Raw genomic sequence first — 13,734 nt, 5'->3', positions numbered from 1 at the left:
AGGCAGAATCCAATAACCCAGCAGCTGATATTGACGACTTTTATGTATCTGACCGTGTAGAGAGCCCCTAACTAAATATACATATCATGATCTAACTATAAGGGTATTAATTATCTAAGACGCCCGCTTTCATATATAGGCGTAACCCAGTATTTTAATGATGTGTGTTGGCATACAGGGCTTAATGCTGTTTTGATAATTTGTAGCTGCGCTAATAATATATGCACCTCAAACTGATAAAAGCTGCGATGCCCTTCTACTTGCTCAGCAATATCAAATTCACTGTGCTCCTTGCTGTAGCCTTCAATGTTTTTTAAGTTAAAGCCGGTAATGCAGTCTATGCCAATTAATATATCAACCACTTCATCTTTTATGTTTGTGGGTACATTTAGGGTAAAAAGTAACTGTTCAGCCATGTTTTTTCTCCAACCAACCATAAAAGATAGGCAGTAAATAAAGTGTTGTAATTGTTGAGGTAATTAACCCGCCAACAACCACAATCGCCAATGGCTTTTGAATCTCAGCGCCAGGGCCGGTAGCGAATACCAGTGGCAGTAAACCAAACATTGCGGTTGTGGCTGTCATTAACACTGGGCGAAGGCGTCTGCTTGCGCCATCTAAAATGCGCTGCATTACATTGGCAGAAAACATTTTCATTTGCTCTAAGTGGCTGATCATCACAATACCATTGAGTACCGCTACGCCAAGTAAAGCAACAAAACCAACCGATGCAGGCACCGAGAGGTATTCGTTACTAATAAACAGGGCAATCACTCCCCCCATTAACGCAAACGGAATATTAGCAATTATCAGCGTTGATTTAGATAACGATTTAAACGTGGTAAATAAAATAATGAAAATCAGTATTAATGCCACCGGAATAAGCACCAGCAAGTTTTGTGTTGCACGTTGCTGGCTTTCAAATTCGCCACCAAACGACAAGGTAAAACCACTGGGTAATTTTATGCTGCTATTAATTTTAGCTTCCAGTTCATTCACATAACTAACCACATCGCGGTTATCCACATTAACGCTTACAGAAGCAAAGCGTTTTGCTTTTTCTCGCTCTATTAACAATGGCCCCGTTTTAAAGCTAATATTAGCCACCTCTTCAAGTGGTAGTAGGCTGTTGTCGGGCATTAAAATTAGCTTTTGCTTTAATGCGCTCATTGACGATAACTCAAAGTGTGCTGCGCTTTCGCTTTTTTGTGCATTAAACACAATTGGGATCACGCGGTTTCCTTCTTGAAGTGCCGATACCTGCAAGCCTTCTAATTGCGACTTTAAATAATCGCTTAATCCTTCGGTGGTTAAACCAAACTGACTAGCAACCTCAGGAATAAGTTTAATATTTACGTATTTACCCCCTTCAATAAGCGCCATTTGCACATCACTTGCGCCGTCAATATTAGTGGCAAGTGCAGTGATTTTTTCAGCTAATGAGGCAAGTGTCGCAATATCATTACCAAATACTTTAATCGAAATATCACCGGTACCACCGGTGAGCATTTCTGATACCCGCATTTGTATTGGCTGAGTAAAGCCAATATTTACCCCTGGAAATTGCGTAAGTGTTTGTCGAATATCCTCGATTAGCAGCGCTTTGGAGTCAAAACGCCACGTATCTTTTGGTGCTAATTCCATAAACACATCGGTTTCGTTTAACCCCATAGGATCAAGCCCGAGTTCATCGGAGCCGGTACGGGCAACAATTTGTACGATTTCTGGGGTGTTTTTTAGCAGTGTGGCTTCAATTTGTTTATCGATATCCAGCGAGGCTTGCAAGGAAATACTCGGCGATTTTTCCAGTTGCACAATAATGTCGCCTTCATCTAAAACGGGCATAAAGCTTTTGCCAAGCCCCTGAAATAACACCCCACTGAGCACTAAAACAGCGACTGATATAACACTAATAGCCACCGGCTTTTTAATTGCTTGGGCAAGTGTTTTAGTATAAAAGCCTTGTAATAGCGTCACCATTTTAGGTTGGGTTACGGGTTCATTTTTTAATAACAACGAGGCTAAAATTGGAATAACCGTTAACGACAACAACAGCGCACTTAGCATGGCAAACACGATAGTTAACGCCACTGGGGTAAATAACTTGCCTTCTAGCCCTGTTAACATTAATAGCGGTGAAAACACGATAATTATAATGATTGTGCCTGAAAACACTGGCGTCGCGACTTCTTTACATGCGCGATAAATAACATGCAGCCGAGGGAGGTGCTGATTATTAGCCAGCCGATTTACTATGTTTTCAACAATAACTACCGATGAGTCCACCAGCATACCAATGGCAATCACTAAGCCACCTAAACTCATTAAATTAGCCGATAAATCAAACTGATTCATCATTATAAACGTCAGCAATGCCGACATAGGTAAAGACAAAGATACCACCAATGAAGAGCGAATATCGCCTAAAAACAAGGCTAGTAGCACTATCACTAAAATGATAGCTTGGCCTAATGCGCTGGTAATGGTGCTAATTGCGGTATTTATTAAGTTAGAGCGGTCGTAAAACACATTAATTTTTGTGCCTTGCGGTAATGAAGCTTCAATGGTGCGAAGTTTATCTTTTACATCTTCAACAACTTGCGCTGTATTACTATTTTTAAGCGCAATTATAAGCCCTTGTACCGCCTCTTCACTGTTTTTAGTGACTGCGCCATAACGGGTTAAACTGCCAACGTGTACCGTGGCAATATCACTTAACCGAATAACCTTATTTTGAGTGGACTTAATCACAGTATTTTCAATGGCGGTTATATCGGTGTATTTGCCCTCAGTGCGCAAAATAAAAGTGTCGTTGCCTTTTTCTAAGCGCCCTATGCCACCGTTTTGATTCGTTTGCGTGATTGCTAACTTCATTTCATCAAAGCTAACTTGATGCTGTTGCATCAATAAGGTGTTGGGAAGTATTTCATAGGTTTTTGAAAAGCCGCCAAGACTATTCACATCTGCAACGCCGGTTACAGTGCGCAGCAATGGACGAATTTGCCAATCTAAAAGCTCTCTTTTTTCAATCAGCGATAAGTGAGTACTTTCTATAGTAAACATGAACACCTCGCTCAAAGGCGTGCTCATTGGCGCCATGCCGCCACTAATATTACTGGGCAAGGTGGGCAAAATATTTAATAAACGCTCATTAACTTGCTGACGGGCCCAATAAATGTCGGTGCCCTCTTTAAAGTCAATGGTAATATCCGTAATAGAATATTTAGTAGTAGAGCGCAGCATTTGCTGTGACGGAATACCCAGTAATTCGGTTTCAATCACCCGTGTTACTTGCGATTCTATTTCAAGGGCGTTCATGCCGGGTAATTTGTAAACTATTTTAACTTGGGTGGGCGATATTTCTGGAAAAGCATCCACCGGAATACTTAACCAAGATTTAGCGCCAATGGCCATAGCAACAATAACAAAAATACTAACAAACAAACGCTGAGTAAGTGAAAACTTAATAAGCTGGTTTAACATTTACTCTCCCCCTAAGTGAAGCAACATACCTTGTAGCGCACTTACCGAGCTTATTAGTATCTTCTGATCATCTAGGTTTTTATTGGCAGTAAACACGTAGTCTTTGCCTTGTGTACCTTTGAGCTCAATCGGCAGTAACTCAAGGTTATCGCCAGATTTTAAAGCAATGTAATTAACATCTTCAAATTCAAACACCGCTGACTTTGCTATTTTAAAGCCTGTTAATTTATTTACCGGTGTGACTTTGATGGTTTGCCCCAGTGTCAGCTGGCACTCATTCGAGCTTAGCGACGCCCATACTATTTGATGGTATTTATCTACAATACTGTCATAGCTCTCAATATTTAAGCTGCAATTTTGTGACAGCTTAAAATGCGCTAACGTGTTGGTAAAACTAAGGGGGACATTAATCTTAACGCGAATACTACTTGCATCGATAATATCAAACGCGGTGTCACCCATCACACGGTTTCCCGACTCATTAGTGAGTTTTAAAATGCCCGTTTTTGGACTCACTAAGGTCACGTTTTCATTATCATCAATGTTTAAAAATGCCATTTGATGTTGCATATGTTCAAAATTTAGCTTGGCTTCAAAATAGCTTTTAGTAATTTCAACCCATTCAGAGCTTCTTATTATTTTGTTTTTTAAGTGCTGTTGGTTTATGTCGTAATGGCTTTTAGTAATAGCGAGCATGTCTTTTGCTGATTGATAGGCATCTAAAAAATGGTGTACATCGCTGCCCTCAACGCTTGCGATAGTGGCGCCCTTTTCTACCATGCTGCCGTTAGGGTATAAGTAACGAACCTGCTGTACATCAAACGCAAACAGCACCGTGTAATTGACCCCGGGTTTGAAATTGACTTCACCAATTAAACTTTGCCCGTTAATAAACTCTGTTTTTTGAATTGGCGCAAATTCGACATCAAAACCACTGAGTGAAGAAAGCTCTACAGGTGCTAAATTTTGTGAAGCATGCACAGGGATAAGTGTTAATAAAGCCACCATAAAGAATAAAAATAACGTATATTGAATACGTAAAAAGTGAAGAATTTTTGTTGTAAAATTTAACAGCATTGCGTTTGTTCACATTTGATTAATTTCATAGAATGAACCATGACTTTTTTAGACTGTTAAATCATCAGGCAAACGCCGTACGTACCCAAAAAAAGCGTGACTCACGGTATGGGACATATGTCCATTGTATTTATAAACAATTGATAATAGAGGATTTAATGAAAGACAAGTTAATCGCAGCCACCTTGTTAATAATAATGGTGCTAAACTTTTTTGATGTGATAATAGATTTGAAACTAGGAGTACCACTGTGGCATATTTTTTCTGAGAGCTTAATCGTTGCCATTTCCGCAGCCGGTGCTATTTACTTATTTAGAGATATTCGTTCGAGTACCGCCAATATCAATGTGCTGAAACAAAAATTAGCTCATTCAAAAAAAGAACTTAAAAACATATCACAAACAATGATGGATGCGCGCCATGAATACAGTGGCGTTATTCAAACCCAGTTTTCACAGTGGGCATTGACACGCAGTGAGCAAGAAGTCGCCATGTTGTTACTTAAAGGCCTAAGCTTTAAAGAAATAAGCGCGCTAAGAAGCACAAAAGAAAAAACCGTCCGTCAACAAGCTTCCGATATTTACAGCAAAGCCGATGTAGAAGGCCGACACGAGTTTGCTGCATGGTTTTTAGAAGATTTTATGCAACAAAACCATTATCAACCAAAAAGTACAGCTATAAATTAATCTAAAAAAGCCTTGACATGCTAGAGTCGGTATTTCGAGTCCACTCGGTCATCCAACCAAAAGTAATAGAATCACTTATAAATAGAAGCAGGCTCTACTCTTAATCTGTATTGTAGTGGTTAGGCGCTTTTTTCATTTAAATTAAATTTCTTAAGTTTTCTTTAAGTTTCACTCGTTAAGTTTAAACCCTGAAATATAAACAGGTTTAAATGAGCGAGCTTATGCAATTAGCCCACACTTCTACATCATTAGGTTTAACACAAAATAACAGTCAGTTTATTAGTGCTCGTATTGATGATGTGCATCGAAAAAATCTCGAAAACACAGTGAAAGAAGGTTTTTTAGTTGCGTATAACGCTAAGCTTACTTCTTTTATGCCACTACTTTGCCAATATGTTACCAAGCAAGGAAAGTGCACGTTAGGGCTAAGGCAAGCAACTTCGCCATTGTTTATTGAGCAATATTTAGCATCACCCGTTGAAGATTTTTTAGATGAGAGCATTTCTCGCAATAAAATTTTTGAACTTGGTAATCTCTGCTCTACAAATCGAAGAGCAACTCTTGCACATTTTATTATTGTTAACGAAGCTCTGCAAAGTGTGGGGGCAAAACATTTAGTGTTTTGTGCAACCAACAAAGTGCGTGCTTTATTGCGCTTACTTGGTGTTACGTGTACTGAAATTGCACTTGCGAGCAGTTTTGTAGTTGAGAACCCATTAAAGTGGGGCAGCTATTACGCCAACCAACCAACAGTATGCATTGTGAGCCTAGAGCAAGCTCACCAACAAGTATTAAATACCCCAATGCTTTATAGTTTGATGCAGCAAAACCACTGCAATATCAATTCTTTGGTAAATGCATTGGTGAATGTATGAATTACTATAATACTCATTCAGTATCGCCATTAATTATTGCCCATAATAAAGATCAAACACGTGAAATTAACGGCGATGAGTTTAACCAGCAAATACAAAAAGTAGTAAAAATACTACAAGGCTTTAGCGGCAAAGGTATCGCTTATAAGCTTGATAATACACCCGCTTGGCTTGTTATTGATGCTGCTACAGCGGTTTCTAATAAAGTGGCTGTGCCAATTGCTCACTTTTTCAGTGAACAACAAACTCAATATGTATTAGTGCAATGCGGCGCTAATTTATTTATTAGCGACACGCTAAACCATTTACTTGAGGAGCCTGTTGCCTCTATTACTGTGTTTGAACTTTACACGTTATATATTTACGAAATAGTTGTGGCTAAACCGAACAGTTACTTTCCTGAAACTCAAAAAGTAACATTTACATCAGGCTCAACTGGGCAGCCAAAGGGCGTGTGTTTATCTGCAAAGAGCCAAATGCAGGTAGCTCAATCTCTTTGCGATAAAATTAATATTAAAAAGCCTGTTCATTTATGTTTATTGCCACTAGCTGTATTGCTTGAAAATATAGCTGGTGTGTATGCCCCTTTAAAAAGTGGCGGTACAGTACACTTAATACCATTAAATGAATTAGGCTTTGTTGGAACTGCATTAAAACAGCCCGCACAGCTTATTGCTGCTATTGATAAAGTTAAGCCAAATACGCTTATTTTAGTACCTGAACTATTAGCATGCTTAGTTACTTTTGCTGAGCAAGGTTGGCAACCGCCTAGTTCGTTGCAGTTTATTGCAGTGGGTGGAGCGCTTGTCAGCGAAATGCTAATAGTTAAAGCGCGTAGCTTAAACTTACCGGTGTATCAAGGTTATGGGCTGTCTGAGGCGGCATCTGTAGTGAGTTTAAATACCCCCACAAACGATAACCGCCAAAGTGCAGGCTCTGTGTTACCTCATATTCAAACCAAAATTGAAAATGGCCAGCTTTTTATAAAAGGCGATTTGTTTTTAGGCTACTTAAACCATCAACCTCACAACAAAAAACAGTGGTATGGAACCGGTGATCTAGTCGAGCAGCATCAAAATACCTTATTTATTAAAGGCCGATTAAAAAACCTAATTATTACCAGCATGGGGCGCAACATCAGTGCCGAGTGGCCTGAATCACTATTACTCAGTCAAAGCGGTATTTTACAAGCGGTTGTGTTTGGTGAGGGGCGACCTTTTCTGAGTGCCATTATTTACGCCGATACAAAGCTAAGTAACCCAGTGTTAGCTCAATACATTAACGCAATTAATAAACAACTACCCGACTATGCTCGAATTCAAAAGTGGCATCGTTTAGCTGCCCCATTAAGTGTGCAACAAGGATTATTAACAACAAATAATCGCCCAAAACGAGATGCCATAAGTAAGCAGTACCATGATGTGTTTGAGCAATTTTACCGACTTGGAGAAGTAATTAATGAGTGATTTTTTTAACACCCTTAAAGAGCAAACTAAACAAGAGCAAAATTACCTGCTTGCAGCGCCGATTATCCAGCGTGTTTTTAAAGGCGAAGCATCACTTGAAGAATATGCCTCGTTTTTAGTGCAAGCGTATCACCATGTTAAGCACACTGTGCCTTTAATGATGTCGGTTGGTGCACGATTAACCGACGAACAAGAGTGGCTGCGCGAAGCCGTCGCAGAATACATTGAAGAAGAGATAGGTCATCAAGAATGGGTACTTAATGATATTGCAGCCTGTGGTTTTGACAAAGAAACAGTACGGTGTAGTCAGCCGCAATTTGCTACCGAAATGATGGTGTCGTATGCGTACGACTCCATTGCACGTAAAAACCCGCTGAGTTTTTTTGGCATGGTGCATGTACTTGAAGGCACTTCTATAGCGCTTGCTGATGGCGCGGCTTCAAACATTGCAAATGCTGTGGGCTTACCTAAAAAAGCATTTAGTTATTTAACCTCTCACGGTGCACTTGATATAGAGCATGTAAAGTTTTTTGAAAACCTTATGAACCAAATAACAGACGAGGCGGATCAACAAGCCATACTTCATGGTGCAAAGCGCTTTTATCGTTTATACGGCGATATATTTCGTGGACTCGATGACGAACCACTTTTTAAAGCAAGTGCACAAGGCAAATTGGCATGAGTAGTTCTTTATGTGTGCTCACTGGTGCAACAGGCGGAATAGGGCAAGCAATTGCTAAAGCCCTATATGCAAAAGGGTGGAAGTTACTACTTGTAGGGCGAAATACCCAAGCCCTTGAAAAACTGAGCCGTGAATGCCCAGACAGTGAAATATTTACAGGCGATTTAACCGACGATACAACACGTATTGACCTAGCAATAAAAGCCAAGCAACTCGGTGACGTTAAATTACTTATTAATAACGCAGGTATAAATACAATGCAAAGCCTTGAGCACACAAGTAATGAGCAAATAGATAATATGCTCATGACTAATTTGTCGGTGCCTATTAAACTATGCCAGCTATTTTTAGGACAGTTAGAGTATACCAAAGGCACTATTGTTAATGTGGGATCATCGTTTGGCAGTATTGGCTACCCGTTTCAAACGCTTTATTGCGCCAGTAAATTTGGTTTACGTGGCTTTACAGAGGCATTATCACGTGAGTTGAATGGTTCAGGCGTTAAAGTGACCTATTTAGCACCAAGAGCAACAGATACATCTATTAATAGCAGTAAAGCGCGGGCAATAAATAAAGAGCTCGGTAATAAAATGGACTCGCCAGAATTAGTTGCTCAAGAGTTATTAGCACTAATAAGTTCAAACCAAACAAGGCGCTTTATTGGTTTTCCTGAAAAATTATTTGCACGCATAAATGGCGTATTCCCAAGCGTTGTTGATAACGCTATTGCAAAGCAACTTCCTAAAATTAAACGCTTTTTAAGTTAACAAACACACACAAGGGCAAAATTATGTATAAATTTACACTCGCATTTTATTTAATATTAACGGCTATATTTACCACCGTAGTACAGGCAGATGAAGCGCAAGACCTAATTTCTATTCAACAAAAGTGGGCTATTGCCAACTACGAGCTTGAAGACGATGCGCAAATAGATGCGTTTACGCAATTAAGTGAGCAAAGCGCGTTATTTGTTGAAAACTACCCTAACTCGGCACAACCGCATATTTGGAATGGTATTGTGTTAGCTAGTTTTGCCGGCGCAAAAGGTGGCTTGGGTGCACTTGGTTTAGCAAAAGAGGCAAAAGCGTCACTTGAAAATGCACTTTCAATAGATGGTGCTGCATTAAATGGATCGGCTTACGCAAGCCTTGCAACGCTTTACAGCAAAGTACCTGGTTGGCCAATTGGTTTTGGTGATGACGACAAAGCTGAAAAATTATTTAAACAAGCACTCGCTTTTAATCTCAAAGGCATTGATACTAATTACTTATACGGTGAATACTTGTATGGCGAAGGCGATTATAAACAAGCTAAAGCACGACTACTTGTAGCACAAGCAGCGGGCATTCGTGATACTCGTGCAAAAGCAGATGAATATCGTCAACAAGCAATTAGCCAGCTATTAGTAAAAGTAGATAAAAAACTAAAAAGATAAACACACAATGCATTTATTACTTGTTGAAGACGATGCCTTAGTGGCACAAGGGCTTATTCGCTCTTTGCGCCAAGAGGGCTACAGCGTAGAGCACAGTGGCACAGTAAAACACGCCTTAGAGTGCCTTTCTAGTGGTGAAATTGAGCTTGTTATTCTCGATTTAGGATTACCTGATGGCGACGGCTCGCAAGTTTTAAAACATATTAAATCGCAAAAAAAAGTTATTCCGGTGGTTATTTTAACTGCTCGCGGCGGTATTGACGACAAAGTTAAAGGGCTTGATATGGGGGCTGATGACTACCTTGCAAAGCCGTTTGACCCCGCTGAGTTATTTGCTCGATTGCGAGTAGCAAGTCGGCGCATTAATCAAACACAATCAAGCTTATTGCGCTGTGGTGATGTAGTAATGGATACTTCTGCCCATACAGTATTGCTAAGTGGGCAATCACTTACCCTACCACGAAAAGAATACATGCTTTTAAAAGCGCTGATGGAAAATCTGGGAAGGGTGCAATCAAAACAACAGCTCGAAAATAAACTTTACCAATGGGGTGAAGAAGTTGGCTCTAATGCCATAGAGGTACATATTCATCATCTTCGTAAAAAATTCCCTAGCGATTTTATTAAAACCTTACGTGGTATCGGCTACGTGGTTGGTAAGCGTTAGAGTATGTTTATATTTCGAGGTTGAAAATGTCTATTCGTAAACGCCTGACCTTAATTTTACTTTCAATGATGGTGCTAACCTGTTTTTTAGCATTAGTAAAAGGCTATCAAAAAAGCATGCACCACGGTGAAAACTTACTTGATAATGAGCTTAAAATAGTGGCTGGCGTTTTAATTGAACAACCATTAGCACTAACCACAAATGCAGCACAAGTAAGTAGTAATAGTGCTCAGTTGTTGTACCAAATTTGGCATAATAATCGTTTACTTAGTGGCTCATCGAGTTTACCAAATAACTGTGTTAATTTTAGTGAAGGACTTCAAACTGCAAATTTAGCAGGGCAACGTATGCGAGTGTTTGTAATGAGAAAAAATACTCGTAAGGTTATCGTTGCTGAACCTATGGCAAAGCGGTTTGAATTAGCTGAAGCCGTTATTTTATCGGCAATGTTACCTATGTTATGGGCAGTTCCTCTGCTTGCTATTTTTATAAGCTTTTTTGTTAAATACGCATTAGCCCCTCTTACCCGACTGTCTAGGCAGTTGGCTTCTCGCCAAGCAAACGACTTTACCCCAATTAACTGGCAAGTAACCGACGAAGAAATTAAACCTGTTATTAATCGTTTAAACGATTTATTTAAACGAGTAGAAACTGCCTACTTACGAGAGCGCTTTTTTGCCTCAGATGCAGCTCATGAGTTACGTACTCCGCTTAGTAGTCTAAAAATTAATGTACATAATTTAGCTAATAAACAAAGTAACTCGCAAAATAATCAAGAATTAAAAGCAATGTCACAAGGTATTAATCGCTTAAGTAATATTGTTGAACAAATGCTAATTTTAGGACGCACTCAGCCAGAACAGTGGCAAAAGCAGTTTAGTGAACAGTCATTGCTAACTATTACTCAACAAGCCGTGTCGGAGCAATACGATAAAATAGACGAAAAAAACCAAACTATTAGCCTCGAAGGTAATGATTTTGTAATTAATGGTGATGAGTTTACATTAACGACGCTTATCTCTAATTTACTCAGTAATGCTATTAAATACACACCTAATGATGGTCAAATAATAATTAAATTAGCATCTAGTAATAATGACTATAGTTGGCAAATAGATGATTCAGGTTCAGGCATGACTGAAGAGCAAAAAGACCGAATATTTAATCGCTTTTATCGCGTAGGTGGCGATCAGCATCCATCAGGCGAGCAAGGCGCGGGTTTAGGCATGGCGATTGTTCAACACATAATTGCTATTTATGACGCAAATATTCATTTAGCGAATAGTCATTTAGGCGGGCTAACCGTGAAGATTACTTTTACAGGAGTAAAAAGTGACTAGACGTTTATTTAATCAATGCCTTTGTTGTTTGCTATTTTTGTCGTTTAACGCGGCGAGTAAAGAGTACCTTATTATTTTAAAAGATCACTTGTTCTATCCCTCACAAATTACTATTCCCGCGAATAAAAAAGTAAAGCTATTGATAGAAAACCAAGATAGTACACCAGAAGAGTTTGATAGTTTTGATCTAAACAGAGAAAAAGTGCTCTACCCAAATCGTAAAAGCATTATTTATATAGGACCGCTTAGTAAAGGGTATTACAAGTTTTTTGGTGAGTTTTCGCCAAATACAGCTAGGGGCGTTGTAATAGTTAGCGATGAAGGGGCACAGCATGTTAATAAATAGTTTAGTCATGAGCCTTAATCAATTACTACCTGTGGCTATTTTATTAGTGCTACTACAAGTAGTAAAAAAACAGAGTTCTTTGCGAATATGCTCTGCTGTATTAATTGGCGCGGTAATGTCGTTTTTGTACATGCAAAGCGCATCGTGGGTGAGCCAGTGGTTTGAATACCAAGGGTTAGAGTACTCACAAATAGGGCTATGTATTACTATATTTATTGCTGTGTTGGTATTTGCACTAAAGCAAAAGTCAGCGGCATTTTATATCGCAGTTATAAGCACAATAACGCTGTATTTAAGCCACTATATTATTTACCTCACCAGTTTTTGGCAAAATAATGATGCAGGGCAAAGCTTATTTATTGGCACTTTATTAGGTGTTGGAATTTGTTTAAGTTTTAGCGTATTGCTGTACTTTTTAATGAATGCAATTAAGCACCGTTTTGGTATGTACCCGCTTTTTACTTTGCTTGCTTTTAACAGCGCGGCTAAGTTATTAGTCGCACTGGATTTGGCAAGCCAAATAGACTTAATTACCAACACCTCAACCGTGTGGGATTTACGTGATTTGTTAAGCGAAAACTCTGAGCTAGGCCGCGTACTGCGTGCTCTTGTTGGTTACGAGGCCACTCCTGATTTAATGAGTGTACTTATATATAGTACAAGCAGCGTGTTATTTTTATTAATTTGTTACGTTATTCCAGCTTCAATGACTAAGGAACGTGTATGAAAGCACTCAACCTATATTTAGCGCTTAGTTTTACCGCTTTTTGTGTGTTGTTACTTCCAACCCAGGCAAGTGCTGATGGTATTGTTGTTGATAAGGTATATCACCCCTATGTTTTACCTTTTGAACGTGAGTTTGAGTGGCGACTGGTATCGCATCAAACTGATAGTGGCAATATATTAGCGCAGCGCTTAGGTGGTGGTGGTGCTATTAGCGATACAATGGCACTAGAAGGGTATTTAGTTGGTGAGCGAGACGATAACGGCGATTTTAGCTTAGAAGCTTACGAGCTTGAATTGCGCTGGCAGTTAATTGAGCAAGGTAAGTTATGGGCTGATTGGGGCGCATTATTTGAGCTTGAAAAAAAACATAACGAAGATGTATACGAAGCAACCTCGGGTTTTGTGATCGAAAAAGAGTTTGGAAAAACAAGCCTAACATTAAACGCTTTTTTGGTTTATGAATGGGGGCAGGATATTCAAAACGAATGGGAAAGTGAGTTTAGAGCACAATATCGCTACCGGTATCGTTCTGCTTTTCAACCATCTATTGAGGTTTACGTAGGTGAAGACTTTGTAGGAATTGGCCCTGGTTTTATAGGTTTGCAACGTTTTGATGGACAAAAACAATTAAAATGGGAAGCGGGTTTTATCACTGAGATAAGCCAATCAGAAAAAAATCATAGTTTTAGGCTCGCATTAGAATTTGAATTTTAATAATGAATAAAATCTAAAAACGGGCAGTTACACAGAATCCGTACAGGCTCCACAACAGATTTTCCATTCATTAAAAAATCACTCCCATTGACTGTGTACCAGAAGCCTCAAGATACAAGTGGTCAATAAAATTTGGCCACAGTTTTAGAGTTTTTGTATCTAACCTAAACTCGTTTAGCACTACGCTAGCGCTATAATGATATGGTCTAAGATTATTATTAAACCCATTTATAT

The 13,734-nt window shown here is 39.2% G+C and carries 14 protein-coding genes; 11 read left to right on the top strand and 3 right to left on the bottom strand.

The features are described from left to right. Positions 1–110 precede the first annotated feature (110 nt). Genes PNIG_RS17525 through PNIG_RS17515 form a run of 3 tightly spaced genes read right to left on the bottom strand, consistent with a single transcriptional unit; the run spans position 111 to position 4,560 of the window. Positions 111–416, bottom strand: coding sequence for a DUF3240 family protein (locus PNIG_RS17525; RefSeq protein ID WP_089369112.1), 306 nt, complete (start codon positions 414–416; stop codon positions 111–113). Next, a complete protein-coding gene (locus PNIG_RS17520; protein WP_089369111.1) occupies positions 409–3,483 on the bottom strand; it encodes an efflux RND transporter permease subunit in 3,075 nt (1,024 codons plus the stop codon). Before PNIG_RS17520 ends, PNIG_RS17525 begins: the two co-directional genes overlap by 8 nt. After that, on the bottom strand, positions 3,484–4,560 hold the full coding sequence (locus tag PNIG_RS17515) for an efflux RND transporter periplasmic adaptor subunit (protein ID WP_089369110.1): 1,077 nt from the start codon (positions 4,558–4,560) through the stop codon (positions 3,484–3,486). A gap of 158 nt (positions 4,561–4,718) precedes the next feature. On the opposite strand from PNIG_RS17515, the gene PNIG_RS17510 reads away from it, so the two are divergent. The 11 genes from PNIG_RS17510 (at position 4,719) to PNIG_RS17460 (ending at position 13,500) form a co-directional block, all read left to right on the top strand. After that, the gene (locus tag PNIG_RS17510) at positions 4,719–5,246 is read left to right on the top strand and encodes a helix-turn-helix transcriptional regulator (RefSeq protein ID WP_089369109.1); all 528 of its coding nucleotides are present in this window, start codon (positions 4,719–4,721) and stop codon (positions 5,244–5,246) included. A gap of 221 nt (positions 5,247–5,467) precedes the next feature. Next, positions 5,468–6,121, top strand: a complete 654-nt coding sequence (locus PNIG_RS17505; protein WP_089369324.1) for a thermostable hemolysin — start codon at positions 5,468–5,470, stop codon at positions 6,119–6,121. After that, on the top strand, positions 6,118–7,587 hold the full coding sequence (locus PNIG_RS17500; RefSeq protein WP_089369108.1) for an AMP-binding protein: 1,470 nt from the start codon (positions 6,118–6,120) through the stop codon (positions 7,585–7,587). The genes PNIG_RS17505 and PNIG_RS17500 overlap by 4 nt, the downstream gene beginning before the upstream one ends. Beyond that, the gene (locus tag PNIG_RS17495) at positions 7,580–8,269 is read left to right on the top strand and encodes an iron-containing redox enzyme family protein (RefSeq protein WP_089369107.1); all 690 of its coding nucleotides are present in this window, start codon (positions 7,580–7,582) and stop codon (positions 8,267–8,269) included. The genes PNIG_RS17500 and PNIG_RS17495 overlap by 8 nt, the downstream gene beginning before the upstream one ends. Further along, positions 8,266–9,036, top strand: coding sequence for an SDR family oxidoreductase (locus PNIG_RS17490; protein WP_089369106.1), 771 nt, complete (start codon positions 8,266–8,268; stop codon positions 9,034–9,036). The genes PNIG_RS17495 and PNIG_RS17490 overlap by 4 nt, the downstream gene beginning before the upstream one ends. A gap of 23 nt (positions 9,037–9,059) precedes the next feature. Next, positions 9,060–9,707 carry a tetratricopeptide repeat protein gene (locus PNIG_RS17485; protein WP_089369105.1) on the top strand — a complete coding sequence of 216 codons (648 nt, stop codon included), beginning with the start codon at positions 9,060–9,062 and terminating at the stop codon, positions 9,705–9,707. Between the two features lie 7 nt (positions 9,708–9,714). Beyond that, positions 9,715–10,374 carry a response regulator gene (locus tag PNIG_RS17480; RefSeq protein ID WP_089369104.1) on the top strand — a complete coding sequence of 220 codons (660 nt, stop codon included), beginning with the start codon at positions 9,715–9,717 and terminating at the stop codon, positions 10,372–10,374. Positions 10,375–10,400: 26 nt separating this feature from the next. Further along, positions 10,401–11,714, top strand: a complete 1,314-nt coding sequence (locus PNIG_RS17475) for an ATP-binding protein (RefSeq protein WP_089369103.1) — start codon at positions 10,401–10,403, stop codon at positions 11,712–11,714. Continuing rightward, complete coding sequence (locus tag PNIG_RS17470; protein ID WP_089369102.1) at positions 11,707–12,060, top strand: cupredoxin domain-containing protein; 354 nt, start codon at positions 11,707–11,709, stop codon at positions 12,058–12,060. The genes PNIG_RS17475 and PNIG_RS17470 overlap by 8 nt, the downstream gene beginning before the upstream one ends. Next, complete coding sequence (locus PNIG_RS17465) at positions 12,047–12,787, top strand: iron transporter (protein ID WP_089369101.1); 741 nt, start codon at positions 12,047–12,049, stop codon at positions 12,785–12,787. Before PNIG_RS17470 ends, PNIG_RS17465 begins: the two co-directional genes overlap by 14 nt. Then, the gene (locus PNIG_RS17460; RefSeq protein WP_089369100.1) at positions 12,784–13,500 is read left to right on the top strand and encodes a hypothetical protein; all 717 of its coding nucleotides are present in this window, start codon (positions 12,784–12,786) and stop codon (positions 13,498–13,500) included. The genes PNIG_RS17465 and PNIG_RS17460 overlap by 4 nt, the downstream gene beginning before the upstream one ends. Positions 13,501–13,734: the final 234 nt, after the last annotated feature.

The sequence above is a fragment of the Pseudoalteromonas nigrifaciens genome (assembly GCF_002221505.1).
In the GTDB taxonomy this organism is placed as follows: domain Bacteria; phylum Pseudomonadota; class Gammaproteobacteria; order Enterobacterales; family Alteromonadaceae; genus Pseudoalteromonas; species Pseudoalteromonas nigrifaciens.
The sequence above is the reverse complement of the archived record's forward strand: the minus strand, read 5'-3'. Positions and strand labels throughout refer to the sequence as shown.